This window comes from Cupriavidus oxalaticus, assembly GCF_016894385.1.
In the GTDB taxonomy this organism is placed as follows: Bacteria; Pseudomonadota; Gammaproteobacteria; order Burkholderiales; family Burkholderiaceae; genus Cupriavidus; species Cupriavidus oxalaticus.
Genome location: NZ_CP069811.1, coordinates 706,532 through 726,073 on the forward strand (window position 1 = coordinate 706,532; position 19,542 = coordinate 726,073).

A 19,542-nucleotide genomic window follows, 5' to 3' on the forward strand; every position below is an offset into this window, starting at 1 on the left:
CAAATAACGACACCGGCGCTACAAAGCGCAGAATGTCACCAACCGCAGCCAAAAGCCATCAAACCGCCTCAACCACCCGTATCTCCACCAACAACTTCTTAAGCTCAGGCACACAAGACCCGCAGTTGCCGCCAGCCTTGACGCAGGCAGTAATCTCAGCCGGCGTCTTCAAATCATGCTTCCGCACAGCATCGCAGATGGTATTGCGCCCCACGCCAAAGCACGAGCACACCGTCGGCCCGGCGTCAGCACCTTTCTCCATCGGCTGGCCGAGCAGCAGCCCGATACGATCCGTGTCCTCCAGCCGATCACGGCCGAACAGGCCGGCCAGCCAGGAACGCGACGGCAGTTCAGGTCGCGTCGATACATAAACGCAGGCCTCAAGCCGGTCATTGACGACATAGCCAGCGTGGTAGACGCCCGCGGTACGGTCCTCGTATTCGAGCCAGTCCGCTTCCGGATCCGCCACGCCGAGTAATTCACGCGCCCATGCGGCACGGTCGGAAACGGCTTCACGGCCAGCAAATTCGTAGCGCTGGAATTGGCGGCCTTGCACGCGAGTCCAGTAGGTCAGCGCCTCAGCCGGCAGCTCGCCGCGGCTCAGCACGAACCCGTGCCAGCTGACACCGAACGGCTCCACCCGCACCGGCGTGTGCTTGAACTCCGGCTCGCCCGAGACCGGATCCACCACCGGATTGACCAGCGCGCCAACACGCGCATCGGAACTGAACTGCCCATTCCAGTGAATCGGTACAAATACGCTGCCACGCGGGATGCCGCCGCCATGGCGCACCCGCGCCACCATCGCGCCCCATCGGGTGCTGACCCGTGCCAGCTTGCCTTCCCCGACGCCGCACAGCAGCGCATCCTGCGGGTGCATATCGACGAAGGGCTCGGGCAGATGGTCTGCGAGCCGTGCCGACTTGCCGGTGCGCGTCATGGTGTGCCATTGGTCACGCACGCGGCCGGTGTTGAGGATCAGCGGGAAATCGTCGTCCGGCGCATTGGCGGGCGCGCGCGTCGGCGTGGCGACGAAGTGGGCCAGGCCATCGGCGTGGGCATAGCGGCCGTCGCCGAACAGGCGCTGCGAGTCGGTCGCGCCGTTGGCAGGGATCGGCCATTGGACCGGTTCCAGGCTGTCGTACTCGGCTTTGTCCAGTCCCGCCAGTCCGCCGATGTCGAAAACGCGCGGCGCGTCGTCGTTGCGCCAGGCACTCAGGCGCGCGTGCTCGTCGAAGATCTCGTGCGGCCCGGCATAGTCGAAGCCATTGAAGCCCATGCGGCGTGCCACGTCGCACAGGATGTCCCAGTCGGCGCGCGCTTCGCCCGGCGCGGCCAGGAAGGCGCGCTGGCGCGAAATGCGGCGTTCCGAGTTGGTGACGGTGCCGTCCTTCTCGCCCCAGCCCAGCGCGGGCAGCAGCACGTGCGCGCCCGCGTTGGTATCGGTGCGTTCGATGATGTCGGTGGCCACAACCAGTTCGCACCTGGCGAGTGCGCGGCGCACCTGGTCGGCATCGGGCAGGCTGACCACCGGGTTGGTGGCGATGACCCAGACCGCCTTGACGCGGCCGGCTTCGATCGCTTCGAACAGCTCCACGGCTTTCAAACCGGTGCGGTCCGCCACCACCGGTGACTGCCAGAAGCTCTGCACCACGTCGCGATGCAGCGGATTGGCCAGCTCCATATGCGCGGCCAGCATGTTGGCCAGGCCGCCGACCTCGCGCCCGCCCATGGCGTTGGGCTGCCCGGTCAGCGAGAACGGGCCCATGCCGGGCCGGCCGATGCGGCCGGTCAGCAGGTGGCAGTTGATGATGCTGTTGACCTTGTCGGTGCCGGCGGAAGACTGGTTGACGCCTTGCGAGAACGCGGTCACGGTCTTTTCCGTGCCGGCGAACAGGGCATAGAAGTCCAGCACGTCCTGCACGCCGAGCTTGCAGGCGCGGGCGACGGCAGCCGGATCGGCGCAATCGACATTGGCTGCCTGCAGGGCCAGGTCCAGTCCCGCAGTGCTTGCGTCGACGAAGGCCGCATCGGCATGGCCTTCCCGCGCGAGATAGCTGAGCAGGCCATTGAACAGCCAGACGTCGGTACCGGGACGCACCGCCAGGTGCAGGTCGGCCAGCTCGCAGGTGGCGGTGCGGCGCGGGTCGATCGCCACGATCTTCATGTCGGGGCGGGCTTCCTTGGCCTTGGACAGGCGCTGGAACAGGATCGGGTGGCACCACGCGGTGTTGGAACCCACCAGCACCACCAGGTCGGCCAGTTCCAGGTCTTCATAGCTGCCCGGCACCAGGTCTTCGCCGAATGCTCGCTTGTGGCCGGCAACGGCCGACGACATGCACAGGCGCGAGTTGGTGTCGATATTGGCGCTGCCGATGAAGCCCTTCATCAGCTTGTTGGCAACGTAGTAGTCCTCGGTCAGCAGCTGGCCCGAGACGTAGAGCGCCACCGAGTCGGGGCCATGGCGGCGGATGATGTCGCTGAAGCCCTGCGCCACGGTATCGAGCGCACGGTCCCACGACACCGGCTGCAGCTGACCATCGGCATCGCGCAGCTTGGGATGGAGCAGGCGGCCTTCCAGGTCCACGGTCTCGCCCAGTGCCGAGCCCTTGACGCAGAGCCGGCCCTGGTTGGACGGATGCTGCGCGTCGCCCTCGATCTCGACCTGGCCGTCGGCGCGCACCGTGGCACGCACGCCGCAGCCGACGCCGCAGTACGGGCAGGTCGTGGCGGTGGTAGTGGTCAGGGTTGCGGACACAACCGGGATGTCGGACAGGTTCACGCGTTCTCCGTGCGGGGGGCGTTATATGGCTTTGGTAAGGCTCAGGCAGCGAGCGCTTCGCACTGCGTCTTGCCGAACAGCAGGCGCTGGCGCAGCGCACCAACCGGCGTGCGGCGCTGGATCATGTCGAAATACCACGGCCCGTCCTGCACGTCGCCGTACAGCACGGCGCCGACCAGGCAGCCGTCCTGCAGCACCAGGCGCTTGTAGACACCGCGGCGCGCGTCGCGCAGCACCAGGTCTTCGGAGCCTTCCGCACCGATGAAATCGCCGGCGGAATACAGGTCGACGCCGGTCACTTTCAGTTTAGTCGCGGTGGCCTGCTGCACGTAGCGGCGATGGCCGGCGCCGGCGAGATGGGCGGCGCACACGCGCGCCTGGTCCCAGATCGGCGCGACCAGCCCGAAGGTGGCCTGGCGATGCTGGACGCACTCGCCGACGGCATAGATGCGCGGATCGTAGGTCTGCAGCGTGTCGTCGACGACGATGGCGCGTTCGCAGTGCAGGCCGGCGCCGGCGGCGAGTTCGATGTTGGGGCGCACGCCGGCGGTCATCACCACCAGGTCGGCAGGGATTTCGCTGCCGTCCTTGAAGCGCACGCCGGTGACGCGCTCGGTACCGAGGATCTCCGCGGTCTGCGCGCCCAGCAGGAAACGCAGGCCCTTGCGTTCCAGCGCGCCCTTGAGCAGCGTGGCGGCGGGCTTGTCGAGCTGGCGTTCCATCAGGCTGTCGGCCAGGTGCACCACGGTCACGTCCATGCCCTGGCGCAGCAATCCGTTGGCAGCTTCCAGTCCGAGCAGGCCGCCGCCGATCACCACCGCATGGCGATGATTGCGCGCGGCATGCAGCATGGTCTCGACGTCCTGGATGTCGCGGAACGCGATCACGCCGTCGAGCTGGTGGCCCGGCACCGGGATGATGAACGGCTTGGAGCCGGTGGCCAGCAGCAGGCGGTCATAGCGCACCTCGCGTCCCGAGGCCGAGCGCACCACGCGGCGTGGCCGGTCGATCGACACCACGGGGTCGCCGGCGAGCAGCTCGATGCCGTTCTCTTCGTACCACTCGCGCGTGTTGAGCATGATGTCCGCCACCGTCTTCTCGCCAGCCAGCACCGGCGACAGCAGGATGCGGTTGTAGTTGCCGTGCGGCTCGGCGCCGAACACCGTGATGTCGTACAGGTCCGGGGCGAGCTTGAGCAGCTCCTCGACGGTGCGCATGCCGGCCATGCCGTTGCCGACGACGACCAGGCGCGGACGGGCCTGGGTGGAATCGGGCGGCGTCATGCCGGCATCTCCGGGGCTGGGCGTGAAGGCGGTGGTGAGCATCGGGGGCGCGACGAAAAAGGTGGATAAAAGGCGGATCAGGCGGCGAGTTCTTCCTCGGCCTCGCGCAGGGCCACGCTGGCGGCAACCCACACCTTGCCGTCGTAGACGCGCGCGCCGTAGGCGTTGACCGACTGCTCCGGCGCTTCCAGGCATTCGCCGGTGCGCAGGTCGAAGTGGTGCTTGTAGATGGGCGAGGCGACCACCAGGCGCTCGCCCAGGTTGCCAACCAGCCCGCGCGACAGCACCGCTGCCTGCGAGTTGGGATCGAAGTTGTCGATGGCGTAGACCTCTTCGCCGCGGCCGATGCGGAACACGGCGATCTGCTTGTCGTCGACCAGCGCGCACACACCAGTATTGGGCACGATATCGCGAACGGTGCAGACCGCGGTCCAGGTTTCGGGATGGTGGGGATGGCTCATCACGTTCTCCTTGAATGCTTGCACGATCAGGCTGCTTTTGCGGGCACGGCGACCACGGGAATGTGGCCCAGCCGCGAACGCTGCAATTTCCGTTCCTCCGGCGTGGCCGGGCGGATCTGGCCGCGCTCTTCGATGAAGACCAGGTTCTCGTCGCGGCGGTCGCTGTTGACGAAATGGCGGAAGCGCTTGCGCGTCTCGGGATCGGTCACCGCCTTCTTCCACTCGTCTTCGTAGGTGTCGACCACGTGCTGCATCTCGGTCTCCAGCTCGGCGGCGATGCCGAGCTTGTCGTCCAGCACCACGGCCTTCAGGTAATCCAGGCCGCCTTCGAGGTTGTCGCGCCAGACGCTGGTGCGCTGCAGGCGGTCGGCGGTGCGCACGTAGAACATCAGGAAGCGGTCGATGTAGCGCACCAGCGTGTCGTGGTCGAGGTCGCTCGCCAGCAGTTCGGCGTGGCGCGGCTTCATGCCGCCGTTGCCGCACACGTACAGGTTCCAGCCCTTGTCGGTGGCGATCACGCCGACGTCCTTGCCTTGCGCCTCGGCGCATTCGCGCGTGCAGCCCGATACGCCGAACTTGATCTTGTGCGGCGCGCGCAGGCCCTTGTAGCGGTTCTCCAGTTCGACGGCGAGGCCGACCGAGTCGCCCACGCCATAGCGGCACCAGGTCGAGCCCACGCACGATTTCACCGTGCGCAGCGCCTTGCCGTAGGCATGGCCCGATTCGAAGCCCGCGGCGATCAGCTCTTCCCAGATAAAGGGCAGTTCCTCGGCGCGCGCACCAAAAAGATCCACGCGCTGGCCGCCCGTGATCTTGGTGTACAGGCCGTACTTCTTGGCAACCTGGCCGACGGCGATGAGGCCTTCGGGCGTGACTTCGCCACCCGGCATGCGCGGCACCACCGAGTAGGTGCCGTCCTTCTGGATGTTGGCCAGGTAGTAGTCGTTGGAATCCTGCAGGCTGGCGTGCTCTTCCTTCAGCACGAACTCGTTCCAGCACGAAGCCAGGATGCTGCCCACCGCCGGCTTGCAGATGTCGCAGCCCATGCCGCTGCCATGCGCTTCGAGCAGCGCGTCGAAGGTCTTGAACTTGCCCACGCGCACCAGGTGGTAGAGCTCCTGGCGCGAGAACGGGAAGTGCTCGCAGATGTGGTTGTTGACCGCCATCCCTTGCTTCTTCATCTCCGCCTTCATGATCTGCGTGACCAGCGGCACGCAGCCGCCGCAGGCGGTGCCGGCCTTGGTGCAGGTCTTGAGCGCGCCGATGCTGGCGGCGCCGTCGCACACGGCGCCGCAGATCTCGCCCTTGGAGACGTTGTTGCAGGAGCAGATCTGCGCGGTGTCGGGCAGGGCGTCGGCGCCCAGCGCCGGCCTGGCCTTGCCGCTGCTGTCGGGCAGGATCAGGAATTCCGGCGACTCGGGCAGCTCGATCTTGTTCAGCATCATCTGCAGCAGGGTGCCGTACTCGCTGGCATCGCCGATCAGGACGCCGCCCAGCAGGTACTTGCCGCAGTCGGACACCACCAGCTTCTTGTAGACCTCCTTGCGGTCGTCGCTGAACTGGTAGATGCGCGTGCCCGGCACGGTGCCGTGCGGGTCGCCGAGGCTGGCCACGTCGACGCCCATCAGCTTGAGCTTGGTGCTCATGTCGGCGCCGCCGAATTCGGCCGCCTCGCCGCGCAGGTGGCGCGCGGCCACGCGGGCCATGTCGTAGCCCGGGGCCACCAGGCCGTAGATCTTGCCGTCCCACAGCGCGCATTCGCCGATGGCGTAGATGTCCGGGTCCGAGGTGCGGCAGTTGTTGTCGACCGAGATGCCGCCGCGCGCACCGACTTCCAGGCCGCTGGCGCGCGCCAGTTCGTCGCGCGGGCGGATGCCGGCGGAGAACACGATCATGTCGGTGTCGAGGTGCGTGCCGTCGGCGAACACCATGCGATGCGTGCCGTCCTCGCCGTCGACGATCTCGACGGTGTTCTTGCCGGTGTGCGCGGTCACGCCCAGGCCGGCGATCTTCTGGCGCAGCATGCGGCCGCCGCCTTCGTCGACCTGCACCGCCATCAGGCGCGGAGCAAACTCGACCACATGCGTCTGCAGGCCCATGTCGCGCAGCGCCTTGGCGCATTCCAGGCCGAGCAGCCCGCCGCCGACGACCACGCCGGTCTTCGAGCGCGCACCGCATTCCTGCATCGCTTCCAGGTCTTCGATGGTGCGATAGACGAAGCAGTCCTTGCGGTCCTTGCCCGGCACCGGCGGCACGAACGGGTACGAACCGGTGGCGAGGATCAGCTTGTCATAGGACAGCGTCTCGCCGGTGGAGACCTTGACCGTGCGCGCGGCGCGATCGATCTCCACCGCACGGGCATTCAGGCGCAGCAGCATATTGTTGTGCTGCTCGAAGAAGCCCGCCGGCACCAGCGACAGGTCTTCCGCCGACTTGCCGGAGAAGAACTCGGACAGGTGCACGCGATCGTAGGCGGGACGCGGTTCTTCGCACAGGACGGTCACTTCCAGGTTTTCGGCACCGGCTTCCGCCAGCGATTCCAGGAACTTGTGACCTACCATGCCGTGGCCGACGATGATCAGTTTCATGATGCTTTCCTTGTCCGGTAGTCAGTCTTTGCTGCTTGTGGTGCTTGTGGTGCTTGTAGTGCTTGCAGTGCTGTGGGGCGATACGACATTCAGTTGGCCAGCGCGCTGTCGTACAGCGCCTGTTCGCGGGCCTTGTGCTCGGCGCTGAAACGGATGGCGATGGCGCACAGTGCGGCGATGGTGGCCATCACGCCGAGCACCGTCAGCGTCTGCTGCACGTTGCCCATGCCCTTGAGCAGGAAGCCCGCGGCCACCGCGCCAACGTTGCCGCCGGCGCCGATGATCCCGGCCACGCCGCCCAGCGCCTTGCGGTCGATAAAAGGCACCAGCGCGTAGGTCGCGCCGCAGGCCATGTGGGTGAACAGGCCGAACATCAGCATCGCGACCACGGCCATGGCGACGTTGCCAGCCTGGGCGAACCACAGCAGCCCCAGGCCTTCGCCCAGGATCAGCGCGAACAGCAGCGTGGTACGCGCATCCAGGCCGCGGCGGCGCGCCGCCTTGTCCGACAGCCAGCCGCCCAGTGCGCGGGCAAACAGCGCCAGCAAGCCAAAGCTTGCGGCAGCCATGCCGGCGGCCTTCAGGCTCAGGCCGAACTGGTCGACGTAGTACATGGCGGCGATGTTGTGGATGAAGATCTCCACGCCGAAGCAGGCGCCGTAGGTGATGAACAGCAGCCACACGCGGTAGTTGGCGCTGGCGGCGCGGAAGCTGGCCCAGCCGCCGCCCTTGCCACCGTCCTTGCCGCTGATCTCGATGCCCCGGGCGCGCAGGTCCGAGTAGTTGCCTTCCGGGCAGTCCTGCGTGAAGCGGTAGTAGACGACGGCCATGATCAGCATCAGCACGCCCGGCACCAGCAGCGCGATGCGCCAGCCGAAGGCGTGGTCCGCGCCCATCATCAGCACGGCGGCCAGCAGCAGCGGCATGAGGGCCTGCGCGGCGCCGCCGCCGGCGTTGCCCCAGCCGGCCGAGGCCGCGTTGGCGGTACCGACCACGTTGGGCGCGAACATCACCGAGGTGTGGTACTGCGTGATCACGAAGCTGGCGCCGACCGCGCCGATCAGCAGGCGGAACACCAGGAAGGTCTCGTAGTTCTGCGCCAGCGCCACGCCCAGCACGGGCAGCGCGCCCAGCGCCAGCAGGCCGGTATAGGTCTTGCGCGGGCCGTAGCGGTCGCACATCGGGCCGATCACCAGGCGCACCAGGATAGTCACGGCCACCGCCGCGATATTGATATTGGCGATCTGGCCCGGAGTCAGGCCGAACTCGCCCTTGAGCACCGGCATCAGCGGCGCGCAGGCAAACCACGCGAAGAAACAGACGAAAAACGCCATCCAGGTCAGGTGGAAGGCGCGCATCTGCGGGGTGCTCAAGCTCAGCAGCTCGATGCGGGTGGCTTTGCCGGTCATCGTCACTTGCTCCAAAAAAACAAATGGCGTCCCGCGAGCCGACACATCGATGGTCTGATGAGCCAGTTCAGGGGACGCCGTTGTCCTGACAGCCGCTACATGGGATAGCCGCTGCGTATGTGGGGTGGACCGGTCGCCGTTGACGGGCCCGGACCACATTACGCAAGGGGTGTGCCAGAGCGTGAAGTGACGGCGGATGGGGCTTTCGGGCGCGCAGTGGCGCCGGCGGCAAGTCCCGATGCGCTGTGCTGGGGCGGCCAGCGGACCGCCGGCACAGTCATGGTGCAGTGCGGTGTGCCGCGCCGGTGCGGCGCAGCAAGAGGCGGAAGCGGGTTATGGCTCGCCTTCGGTGCGGCGGGGAGCGACGGGGATGATCTGCATGTCGCGCGGAGACACCAGCGTGCCGTCCTCGTCGACCAGCGCCGCGCGCACCAGCTTGCCGCTGGCCTGCGAGCGGACCTGCACCGGGCCTTCGCCGCAGGACGTCATGTGGCTGTCGCCCCACTGCATCAGGCCGATCAGCACCGGTAGCAGCTCCACGGCCGCACGGGTGGGGCGGTACTCGAAGCGCTCGCGTTCGCCCGGCTCGCGGTAGCCGACCTTGCGCAGCAGGCCGGCTTCGGTCAGCGTCTTGAGCCGCGCGGACAGCACGGCAGGAGAGCATTCGAGCCGACGCAGGAAGTCGTCGAAGCGCGTGACGCCCTGGAGAACGTCGCGCAGGATCAGGATCGTCCACTTTTCACCGATCAGCGAAAGCGTGGCGGCGATCGAGCATTGGCGCAGGTCGGACGCAGTGGAGGTCATCATGCCGGGAAGCTTAGCATGCTGGCTTCATTTGCAAAAGTCAGGTTATTGCCTATACTCTGGCTACAAATAATGTATTCAGGGGTGCGGCATGACAGGCAGGACCGGATCGACGACAGGGCTCGTAGCCAGCGAACCACCGGCAGAAACCTGGCCGGCAGGACGGGGCGGGCGGGTGACGATGCGCCGCACGAACGAGCAGGATCGCGGCGCGCTGCGGGCCATGGTCGACGGGCTGTCGCGTGAAAGCCGCTACTTCCGCTTCCTGACCGGCGGGCGGGTGGTCGACGAGATCGTCGATGCGCTGGCCGGTCCGGCGCCGGGCAGCCTGGCTTTGGTGGTGGTCGCACCCGACGCGCAAGGGACGCCGGCCATCGTCGCCAGCGCCGAATATGTGGTGACCGGCCGCGTCGCCGAGTTTGCCGTGGTCGTTGCCGATGGCTGGCAAGGGCAGGGCCTGGGGCGGCGCCTGATCACGCGGTTGCGCGACCATGCCCGCGCGGCCGGCCTGCGCGCCATGCGCGGCGACGTGCTCAGCGAGAACCGCCGCATGCTGGCGATCCTGCGGGACCTCGGCTTCAGCAGCCGCCGCAATCCGGAGGACAGTTTCCTGCACGAAGTCTCGATGACGCTGCGGGAGGAAGCCGGCAGTGGCCAGTGGCTGCCGGCGGACTGGTTCGGCGCGTACTGAGCGCTACGCCGGGTCTCGGCCGGCATCGCGCTTGCCGCGCGAAGTCGCCGTGCAACCGACCGAAGCCGTGATGATGCTGGCGATTGCCAGCCACTGCAGCGGGCTGAGCTGTTCATGCAGGAACACCAGCCCCGCCAGCGCACCCATGGCCGGCTCCATGCTCAGCAGGATGCCGAAGGTGCGCCGGTGCAGGCGCTTGAGCGCCACCATTTCCAGCGAATAGGGAATCGCGCTGGACAGCACGCCCACCGCCAGCCCCGCCAGCAGCAGCGGCGGGCTGAGCAGCGCGCTGCCGGCGTGCGCCACGCCGAACGGCAGCACCACCAGCGCCGCCATGGTCAGCCCCAGCGAAGTGGCCTGGCCGCCGTGCGCATTGCCGGCCCGTTGCCCGAACACGATATAGAGCGCCCAGCCGACGCCAGCGGCCAGCGCGTAGCCGATGCCGACCGGATCGAGCGTGCCGGCCGCCTCGCCCATCGGCAGTAACAGCAGCAGCCCCGTCACCGCGCACGCAATCCACAGGAAGTCGATGGCGCGCCGCGACGACAGCACCGCTACGGCCAGCGGCCCGGTGAACTCGATGGCAATCGCCAGCCCCAGCGGCACCGTGCGCAGCGACATGTAGAAGAGCAGGTTGGTCGCGCCCAGCGCCGCGCCATACAGCGCGATCGCCAGCGCGTTGGCGCGCGTCAGCGGGATGCGCCACGGCCGCCATACGCACAGCAGGATCAGGGCCGAGAAACTGACCCGAAGCGCCGTGGTGCCTTGCGCGCCGAGCGCGTCGAACAGATGCTTGGCGAACGACGTGCCGACGCACAGCGAGGCCATCGAGCCGGTCAGGGCCAGGACGGCAATCAGGGTCGAGCTTTTTCCGGAGGCGGTGTGCGGCAATTGGAATCCTGGGGGAACGCTCGCGTCTGGTGCGCGATGCAGCCGCATCATGCGGCAAGTCCCGCCAGGGCGCCATATACAGGTTTCGGTGCGCGGCGCTGTACAGTTGTTCCGGTCTGCCCGCGTTCCATGGCGGTGCGCCGCCGCCTTGCGCCGCTTGCCCGGCTTGCCGCTGGGTTATTGGCGTTGCGGCGCCGTGGGAACTGTTGCCGGTGCCGCCGCCGCCCGAGGGGCCGCCTGAGCCGGCGCAGCCTGCGGTGGGTTTGCGCCGGGCGCCGCAGGCTGCGCCACCTCCCGCCATCCGCCGCCGAGCGCCTTGTACAGCGACACCCGGCTGGTCAGCCCGGCCAGCTTGTATGTGACCAGCGACTGCTGGGCGGCATAGAGCTGGCGCTGCGCATCGAAGACGCCGAAGTAGTCATCGACCCCGTTCTTGAAGCGCATCTCCGACAGTCGCCGGGTTTCGCTGCCTTCGCGCACCAGCGCTTCCTGCGCCTTGACCTGGCGCTCGTAGGTCGCGCGCGCCGCCATGCTGTCGGCCACCTCGCGGAAGGCGGTCTGGATGGCCTTCTCGTAGTTGGCCACGTTGATGTCCTTGCGCACGTTGGCGGCATCCAGCCCGGCACGATTGCGCCCGGCATCGAAGATCGGCACCGTCAGCTGCGGCGCGAACAGCCAGGCCATGCCGCCGGAGAACAGCCCCGCCAGGCTGGTGCTGGCCGCGCCCAGCGCGCCGGTCAGCGAGATGCGCGGGAAGAACGCCGCGCGGGCGGCGCCGATGTTGGCGTTGGCGGCCTTGAGCTGGTGCTCGGCGTCGAGGATGTCGGGGCGCCGCGTCAGCAGGCTCGATGGCAGCCCCTCAGGGAACTCCTGCATCAGCGTGCGCGGCTCGAGCGGGTCTGCCGCCGCGCTCGCCGCCGGGTTGCCGCCCGTGGCGATCGATTTCGGCAACTGGGTGCCGACCAGCAGCGTCAGCGCGTTCTCGTCCTGCGCCACCTGCCGCGTGTACTGTTCCACGCCGACCTGCGCGGTCTGCACCTGGGTTTGCGCGCGATGCTGGTCCAGCTGCGCCATCGCGCCCACCTGGCGCCCGCGCCGCACCATCTCGGCCGCTTCCTGCTGCGTCTTCAGCGTGTCCTGCGACAGCCGCAGCAGCTCGCGATCGGCGCGCAGCGTCAGGTAGGCATTGGCAACCTCCGCCACCAGCGCGATCTGCGCGCTGCGGCGCGCTTCCTCGGTGGCCAGGTATTGCTCCAGCGCCGCATGCTTGAGGCTGCGCACCCGGCCGAAGAAATCGAGTTCGAACGAGGTAAAGCCGATGCCGGCGTTGTAGGTGGTGATCTGCTGCGACTGACCCGGGGCACGCACCCGCGACGGCAGGCGCTGCGACACCATGCCGGCATTGGCCTCTACCGTCGGGAACTGCGCCGCGCGTTCGATCTGGTAGAGCGCGCGGGCTTCGTCGATGGCGAGCGTGGCCATGCGCAGGTCGCGGTTGTTCGCCAGCGCGAGCTCGATCAGCTGGCGCAGTTGCGGGTCGACGAAGACATCGCGCCAGCCAAGATCGGCGGCGGAAGGCCCGGGCGGCTGCGCCGCCTGCGCGGGCTGGCCAGGCTGGCCGCCGGCCTGCGGTGTGCGGTAGGCCGCGCCTTCCGGCCATGCCGAAGGAATCGGCGCGTCGGGCCGCTGGTATTGCGGCTCCAGCGTGCAGGCTGCGAGCGCCAGCGACAGCGCCAACACCGGGGCGCGGGGCAGCAAGCGTTGTGCAGGGGAGGAGTGGCGGCTCAGGCTTGGCATGAAGGGTTTCCGGAGAGTCAGAGAAAGGCGGTCTTTGTTCAGCCCAGCAGCGCGCGCCGCATGAAGCGCGAGATCGCCAGCCGCGGCTGGCCCTGGCGGGCGATGTTGTGCGCGGGATCGCTGAACAGCAGGCGGATCAGGCTGTGACGCGCCGCCATGTCGGCATGCAGCGCGATGCCAAGCAACTGGTGATCGCGCCGTACCACGCGACATGGAATCCAGCCGGTCTGCGCCAGCCACAGCGCGCCTTCGGCGCCAGGTTGGAAGGCGGCGGCCAGCGGCGTCGTCACGGCCACGCCGTTGCAGGACAGGTCGCGCGTGGTGACGCGGTATTCGCGCCCGTACACGCGCAGCAAGGCCGCGGCGCGATGCGGGAAACGCTCTTCCCTGCGCGGCCGCGGCAACTCCACGCAGACCAGGAACGAAGCCAGGTAGAGCATCAGCGCCACGCCGGTCCATACCGTATTGAAGGCCAGCCCCTGCGCATCGGCATCGACCACCAGCGCGCGCCCCAGTCCCAGCGCCGATAACGCCAGCAGGCTCGCGTACAGCGCCGCGAACTTGCCGTGGATCACCAGCTTCGAACGGTCCAGTCCCTTGTTGGTGACCTTGAACGGCCGCCCGAACGGCTTGAACATCGCGCTGACCAGCGACACCGTCACCGCCAGCGACGCGACGATCTGCGTGACTTCGGTAAAGATCGGCAGCGCGCGCTGGCCGGTGATCCAGATGCTGTAGGCCCAGTACGCCACCAGCGCGGGCAGGCCGTAGGCGAGGAACTGCAGCGGCTCGCCGTACAGCGTGGAGACGCCGAAATACCAGTACAGCAGCGGCCCCGCCAGCAGCATCAGCGTGAACGGCCGCGACATCCAGTGCAGCAGCCCGTGCACGTAGTGCAGCCGCTGCACCGCGGTGTAGCCGCGCCCGCGCAGCGGCCCGTCGGCGGTCAGCGCCACCTGCACAGTGCCCAGCCCCCAGCGGCTGCGCTGGCTGATGTACTCGGGCAGCCCTTCGGCGGACAGTCCCACGCTGAGCCGCTCGTTGAGCCAGCGCGTGATATAGCCGTGCCGCAGCAGCCGGTAGGTGAGGTGGATGTCTTCGGTCACGGTGCCGGTCGGGAAGCCGCCGATCTGTTCGATCAGGTCGCGCCGCACCACGAACGAGGTGCCGATGCAGAACGCAGAGCCCCACGCATCCTTGGCCGGCTGCATCACGTCGAAGAACGCGCGCTGCTCGTCGACCCAGCACTCGGTGGCGCGCAGGTTGTACTGGATCGGGTCGGCGTTGTAGTAGAACTGGGGCGTCTGCACCACGCCCACGCGCGGGTCGCCGAACAGGCCCACGGTGCGCAGCAGGATGTTGCGGTGGGGCGCGAAGTCGGCGTCGAGCACCAGGATGTACGGCGCGCCGCCGGCTTGGGCGCTGTGGTGCAGGCCGTTGTTGAGATTGCCGGCCTTGGCGTGGGTATTGTCCGGGCGGGTCACGTAGTACGCGCCGACGCGGCCGCAGAATTCGCGCAGCCAGTCGCGGCGCGTGTCGTCGAGCACCCACACGCGAAAATCGGGATAGTCGATCGCCAGCGCCGAGACGATGGTCTTTTCCAGGATGTCCAGTCCTTCGTTGTAGGTGGCGATGAAGATGTCCACGCGCGGTACGTGTGCGGCGCGGCGCAGCGCGGATTCGCCGGCGTCGGCCGCGGGCGAGTGGTTGCTGTTGCGGCCGAGCACCATGATCGACAGCAGCGTGTAGGCCAGCGTCATGCACTCGAACGCAAAGAACACATGCGCCCATGCGCTGGCGAAGGTCGGCTGCCAATCCGGCAGCGTCTCACGGACGCGCCAGGTCAGGTAGACCAGCAGCAGCAGGGCGGTGATGCCGCCGAACAGCATGCGGTCAGCCGGCCGCTCCTGGCGGCACAGCAGCGTCAGCAGCACCATCGCCAGCAGCACGCCGCCGTTGATGGCCAGCAGCGACTGGTTCTCGAGGAAGAGGGTGAACATCGTCAGTCCTTGCCGGGGGCGTTGGCGTTGGTGGCGTTGGTGGTGTTGGCATTGGCCGCGGCAATGGCCGGCGGCGGACACGACGGGTCCAGGCAGCCGCCGGGACGGAACGGGTTCCAGCGCGCTGCCGCCAGCACGGCCCACGCGGTGGCGCCAAGGTGCGGCAGGTGGAAGTAGTAGAAGTCTTCCGTGGTCGACGTGGGTCCGATCGAGAGCCCCGTGCTGATGCGCGCATCGGGCGTGGCGTAGAGCATGCCCGAGGGAGCGCGCTGCGACAGCAGCAGCGGCCACAACGGCTGCGCCTGTTGCGCGCGGCCAGCGGCCTGCAGCACCAGCGCGGCCTGGCCGGTGCCCTCGGTCCAGATGCCGTCGGGGCTGGCCTTGAAGCCATAACCCGCGCCGGCGCGATGGCGTGCGTCGACCCAGCCCAGCGCGCGGTACCAGTCCCGCGGCGGATCGGGCAGCGCGATCAGCGGCCACAGTACGGCATCGAGCGCGGACGGGCCGGCATTGAGGCCGCGGCCGTCGTCTTTCGTGCCGATCACGAAGCGGCCCTCGCGCGGCTGCCACATGGCATTGACAAAGCCGCGTGATCGCGCCGCGCCGTCGCGCCAGCGCGGGTCGTTGCGCAGGCTGGCGAGCCAGCTGAAGGCGGCATAGGTATCGACGTTGTGCTCGGTCGACTTCCAGCCCTGGCGGATCTGCCTGGGCTCATGGCCGAAAAAGCCGCCGGTATAGGCCGCCGGCGCGCCGGTATCGGGCACGCTCGCGTGGACCCAGCCCATCAGCGCCGCGGCGCCGTCCAGGTAGCGCGCGTCGCGCGTGGCTTCGTGCACGGCCAGCAACAGCAGCGCGGCCCAGGCGACGTTGCCGGTGGCGGTGCCGGCCTGGTAGGCGTCCTCGAACCAGCGCTTGCTGGGCTCGTCCCACCAGCCGGGCAACGGTGCCGGCCCTGCGGGCAGCGGGCCGGCGCGATAGGCGTTGCGCAGCCGCGCGTCGCGATAGTGGCGGTCCTGCCGGCTGGCCTGCAGCACGGCGTCGGCGATGCGGCGTGCTTCGGCGGGGCGCTTGCACGCGACCAGCGCGATGCCGGCCAGCGCGTTGTCGTAGACGAAGGCGGCGTTGCGCAGCGCCGGCACCAGCGGCTCGCCGCCCGGCGCGGGCTCGTAGCTGGCCAGGAACACCGGGCCGCTGCCGGCTTCACGGCCGACACGCTCGGCCAGTGCCTTGCAGCCTTCGGCCAGCAGGGTTTGCTGCGACGCCTGCGCATGCGCGGCGGCAGGGGTGAGTGCCAGCGCTGCCGGCAGCAGCAGCGCAACGGTGAGCCGGCGCAAGCGCGGCGGGGACAACGGTGGTCGGATCATGCTCGTCTCCGTGGTGTCCGTTCAGATACGTTCAGGTCGGCGAGTTCAAGTCAGCGTTGCCCGCAGCTGGCCCAGCCAGCTTTGATCCAGCGTCACGCGCGCCCAGCGGCCCATGCCGCAGTGACCCGAGGTCGCCGGTGCGGTGCCGCCCGCGCTGGCCGTGGCTGCCGATGCGGCTGCATTCGGCTTTTCCGGCAGCTTGCCCAGCGGCCGGTCGAGCTTGGCGATGACGTAGATCTCGTTCTTTTCGATCGGCGGGAACGGCACGAAGTAGCGCGCCTGGTCGCCGTCGGGCGCGCGCGGCAGGATCTCCGCCACCGATGCAGGCAGCGCCGCGGGCAGCCCGTCGACATGCACGTTCAGGCGCGCACCCGGCAACAGGTTGTCGCTGAGGCTGCGCGGGAACACTGCCACCACGCGCGTCTGCGCGCAGTTGCTGGCGCGTGCCAGCGTGGCGCCCGCTGCCACGCGCATGCCAGGCTGCGCGATCAGGTCTTCGATGATGCCGGGCTCGGTCGCGCGGATCTCCAGGTTGGACAGCCGATCGATGCGCTGCTGCTCGGTGGCGAGCAACTCGTCGACTGACTTGCCGTACGCCTCGAGCTGCTCCAGTTCGGCGGTCAGCTGCGTGGCTTCGGCGCTCAGCGCCTGGCGCCGCTGTGCCAGCGATGCGCTGGGGCCGTCCGCCGACGAGGCATAAACCTTGTTGCGCGACGCTTCGCTTTCGCCGACGGCGCTGTCCAGTTCGGCTTTCGCCGCGGCCTTGGCGTTGGTCAGCATCGACAGCTGGTAGCGCGAAGCATTGGTGTAGGCCTCGCTCACCGCGCCTGCCCACTGCATGTTCTGGTTGCGGTTGACGATCTCCTGCTGCTGGTCCTCCTGCGCGGTAGCCGACGCCAGCCGTGCCTGCAGCGCGCGCACGCGCGTCGCATGCTCGCGCTGCGCGGCGCTGTTGTAGCGCTGCAGATCCTGCTCGGTGGCGCCCATCAGCCGGCGGTTCGATTCCAGCCGCGCCCGCGCGGAATCGTAGCGCTGCTGCGTATCGAGTTTCTTGCCGGTCAGCTCGACCAGCAGCGAGCGGTCGATGTTCGGGTTCTGCACCACCATCAGCGGCTGGTTGGCGGTGAAGCTCTGGCCCGCTGCCACCTTCTGCTGCATGACGATGCCTTCGACCGGCGAGGTCACCAGGCTGACGGGACTGTTGATCACGGCACGCTCCGACGAACGCGTAAACACATTCGGAAACATAATCGTCAACACCGCCCACACGATGAACAGCACCACGCCATAGCCGGCCATGCGCGGCACGATATGCCACAGCGGTACGGTCACGGGCTGCTGGCGCTGCACCAGGCCGTCGCCATGCGGCTGGCGCGGCGATGCGGGGGCCAGCGTGTGGCGCGGGGGCTGCGGGGAAGGCGGGGGCGGTGGGTTGTTGCGCTGGTCGGCCATGGTCTTTGTTCTCCGGCAAGCAGGTCAAAAGCATCCCTCCCGGCTGCAGGCACCGCATGCCGGACGAGCAAATTCGCAGGCAAGCGCATGGCGTCGCGCAAGGGCTGTCGCGCGATGCCCCGGCCTGCAAGTCCCCATTCAGATTGTTGTCTGCAGCACGCGCGCTGCGGCAGTCAGCCGCGGCGGCGCACCTTGCATCGGACCTCGGTCCGGTCCGTGGATTTGCCCGTTCTGTTTCGGGCAGCGTTGAACCATGGCCGATCGCTGCTGCGGGCAGCAAGCGTTGGCCACAATGTGGCAGCCTGTTGACGCAAAGAATCATGCACTCAGGCCGCCGCGTGTGAGTTAAGGCTAGTCAGTTGCCCCTTGGCTTGCTGTAAGAATGTGTAAGGGGAGGTCGTAGTATTGCTTAATACGGCCGTCATGCTGGCCGTTATGGAAGTGAGGAGGCGGTGCGGGCAGATAGGCCTTCAAACCGTTGCCAGGCGCGGGTTGCGGACTGCTGCAAAAGCGCCGGCTAACCGCTTGCTTACCGTTGCATGTGATCGTCCGCAGCAAGCGGTGGGGCGACTTGTTCCAGCGGACGGCGTTCGGCATCGATGCCAAAACGCAACGCCAGCAGGCCGGCAATGATGACAAGTGCCGCACCGAGGCCATAGCCCGCAGCCACGGCTTCGCGGCTGCCGCTCTCGATCAGCGTGCCCAGCAACAGCGGCGCGATAAACCCGCCGGAGCCGGTGCCCGCGGCATAGAACACCGAGATCGCCAGGGCACGCATTTCCAGCGGGAACACTTCGCTGGCGGTGAGATAGGCCGAGCTGGCAGCAGCCGAAGCGAGGAAGAACACGGCCGACCAGCACAACGCCTGCGCGCGCGCATCGAGCCAGCCTTCGACAAAGGCCCAGCCCGTCAGCGCCAGCCCGACGCCGGCCAGTACATAGGTCGCGGAGATCATGCGCCGGCGCCCGACATGGTCGAACAGCGGTCCCAGCAGGAAGGGCCCGGCGGCATTGCCCAGGGCGAACGGGAAGATGTATAGCGCCACACGCGCTTCCGGCACGTGGTAGAAGCGCGTCAGCACCAGCGCATAGGTGAAGAAGATGGCGTTGTAGAAGAATGCCTGCGCCACCATCAACGCCAGCGTGATCATGCTGCGCTGGCGATAGCGCAGCAGCAGCAGGCGCATGACCTCGCCCACGTCGGGGGCAGCGCGCCGGCGCATCGCCACCGCGGCGCAATCGGATGCGACCGGCGGCAGCGGCCCATGGTCCACGCGCACCTCGGCTTCGATCGCGGCGACCACGCGCTCGGCCTCTTCCAGCCGCCCGTGCGTGGCCAGCCAGCGCGGGCTCTCGGGCACGTGCCGGCGCACCAGTACGATCGCCACCGCCAGCAGCGCGCCCAGCGCAAAGCAGGCACGCCAGCCCCATACCGGCCCGAGCACGCGCGCATCCAGCAATACCAGGCTCAGGCCCGCGCCCAATGCCGCGCCGAGCCAGAAGCTGCCGTTGATCGCCAGGTTGACGCGCCCGCGCACGCGCGCGGGGATCAGTTCGTCGATGGCGGAATTGATTGCCGCGTATTCGCCGCCAATGCCCAGCCCGGTCAGGAAACGGCAGGCGGCAAAGAAGGCAAAGCCCGGCGCGAACGCGGTGGCCAGCGTCGCAAGCATATAGACCGCCAGCGTGGCCAGGAACAGCCGCTTGCGCCCGAGCCGGTCGGCCATGCGGCCGAACACCAGCGCGCCGATGACCGCGCCGAGTATATAGAGCGAGCCGGTCCAGCCGACCTGCGTCGCGCTCAGCGCCAGCGTGTCCGGGCGCTCCAGCACGGCGCCGACCGAGCCCACCAGCGTGACCTCGAGGCCGTCGAGCACCCAGGCAATGCCCAGCGAGAGGGTCACGCGCCAGTGCCAGCGCGACCACGGCAGGCGGTCCAGCCGCCCGGGGATGTCGGTGCGGAATGCGGTATCGAGCGGAAGGGTGGCGAGCGCGCTATCGGCTGGCGTTGCGTTCGGCAT

Annotated in this window: 13 protein-coding genes; 1 reads left to right on the forward strand and 12 read right to left on the reverse strand. The window is 68.3% G+C overall.

Annotated elements, in window-relative coordinates; all coding sequences use genetic code 11:
* Positions 1–58: 58 nt before the first annotated feature.
* From JTE92_RS03115 to JTE92_RS03140, 6 genes are all read right to left on the reverse strand, one after another.
* Positions 59–2,782, reverse strand: a complete 2,724-nt coding sequence (locus tag JTE92_RS03115) for a nitrate reductase (protein ID WP_063241933.1) — start codon at positions 2,780–2,782, stop codon at positions 59–61.
* Between the two features lie 41 nt (positions 2,783–2,823).
* On the reverse strand, positions 2,824–4,065 hold the full coding sequence (locus JTE92_RS03120; protein WP_063241932.1) for an NAD(P)/FAD-dependent oxidoreductase: 1,242 nt from the start codon (positions 4,063–4,065) through the stop codon (positions 2,824–2,826).
* A gap of 77 nt (positions 4,066–4,142) precedes the next feature.
* Positions 4,143–4,526 carry a nitrite reductase small subunit NirD gene (gene nirD, locus JTE92_RS03125; protein ID WP_063241931.1) on the reverse strand — a complete coding sequence of 128 codons (384 nt, stop codon included), beginning with the start codon at positions 4,524–4,526 and terminating at the stop codon, positions 4,143–4,145.
* A 26-nt stretch (positions 4,527–4,552) separates the two neighbouring features.
* Complete coding sequence (nirB, locus tag JTE92_RS03130) at positions 4,553–7,114, reverse strand: nitrite reductase large subunit NirB (protein ID WP_063241930.1); 2,562 nt, start codon at positions 7,112–7,114, stop codon at positions 4,553–4,555.
* Positions 7,115–7,203: 89 nt separating this feature from the next.
* Positions 7,204–8,523, reverse strand: a complete 1,320-nt coding sequence (locus tag JTE92_RS03135; RefSeq protein ID WP_063241929.1) for a NarK family nitrate/nitrite MFS transporter — start codon at positions 8,521–8,523, stop codon at positions 7,204–7,206.
* Between the two features lie 333 nt (positions 8,524–8,856).
* Positions 8,857–9,330, reverse strand: a complete 474-nt coding sequence (locus JTE92_RS03140; protein WP_063241928.1) for a winged helix-turn-helix transcriptional regulator — start codon at positions 9,328–9,330, stop codon at positions 8,857–8,859.
* A gap of 178 nt (positions 9,331–9,508) precedes the next feature.
* On the opposite strand from JTE92_RS03140, the gene JTE92_RS03145 reads away from it, so the two are divergent.
* On the forward strand, positions 9,509–10,018 hold the full coding sequence (locus JTE92_RS03145) for a GNAT family N-acetyltransferase (protein ID WP_371136897.1): 510 nt from the start codon (positions 9,509–9,511) through the stop codon (positions 10,016–10,018).
* A 3-nt stretch (positions 10,019–10,021) separates the two neighbouring features.
* Here JTE92_RS03145 and JTE92_RS03150 read toward each other — a convergent pair whose 3' ends face one another.
* From JTE92_RS03150 to JTE92_RS03175, 6 genes are all read right to left on the reverse strand, one after another.
* On the reverse strand, positions 10,022–10,846 hold the full coding sequence (locus JTE92_RS03150) for an EamA family transporter (RefSeq protein ID WP_371136907.1): 825 nt from the start codon (positions 10,844–10,846) through the stop codon (positions 10,022–10,024).
* 240 nt (positions 10,847–11,086) lie between these two features.
* Positions 11,087–12,706 carry an efflux transporter outer membrane subunit gene (locus JTE92_RS03155; RefSeq protein ID WP_084254810.1) on the reverse strand — a complete coding sequence of 540 codons (1,620 nt, stop codon included), beginning with the start codon at positions 12,704–12,706 and terminating at the stop codon, positions 11,087–11,089.
* A 38-nt stretch (positions 12,707–12,744) separates the two neighbouring features.
* Positions 12,745–14,706: a glycosyltransferase family 2 protein gene (locus tag JTE92_RS03160; RefSeq protein WP_063241925.1), complete on the reverse strand. Its 1,962-nt coding sequence runs from the start codon at positions 14,704–14,706 to the stop codon at positions 12,745–12,747.
* A 2-nt stretch (positions 14,707–14,708) separates the two neighbouring features.
* Complete coding sequence (locus JTE92_RS03165) at positions 14,709–16,070, reverse strand: hypothetical protein (RefSeq protein WP_063241924.1); 1,362 nt, start codon at positions 16,068–16,070, stop codon at positions 14,709–14,711.
* 45 nt (positions 16,071–16,115) lie between these two features.
* The gene (locus JTE92_RS03170) at positions 16,116–17,522 is read right to left on the reverse strand and encodes an HlyD family secretion protein (protein WP_063241923.1); all 1,407 of its coding nucleotides are present in this window, start codon (positions 17,520–17,522) and stop codon (positions 16,116–16,118) included.
* 529 nt (positions 17,523–18,051) lie between these two features.
* Complete coding sequence (locus JTE92_RS03175; protein WP_063241922.1) at positions 18,052–19,542, reverse strand: MFS transporter; 1,491 nt, start codon at positions 19,540–19,542, stop codon at positions 18,052–18,054.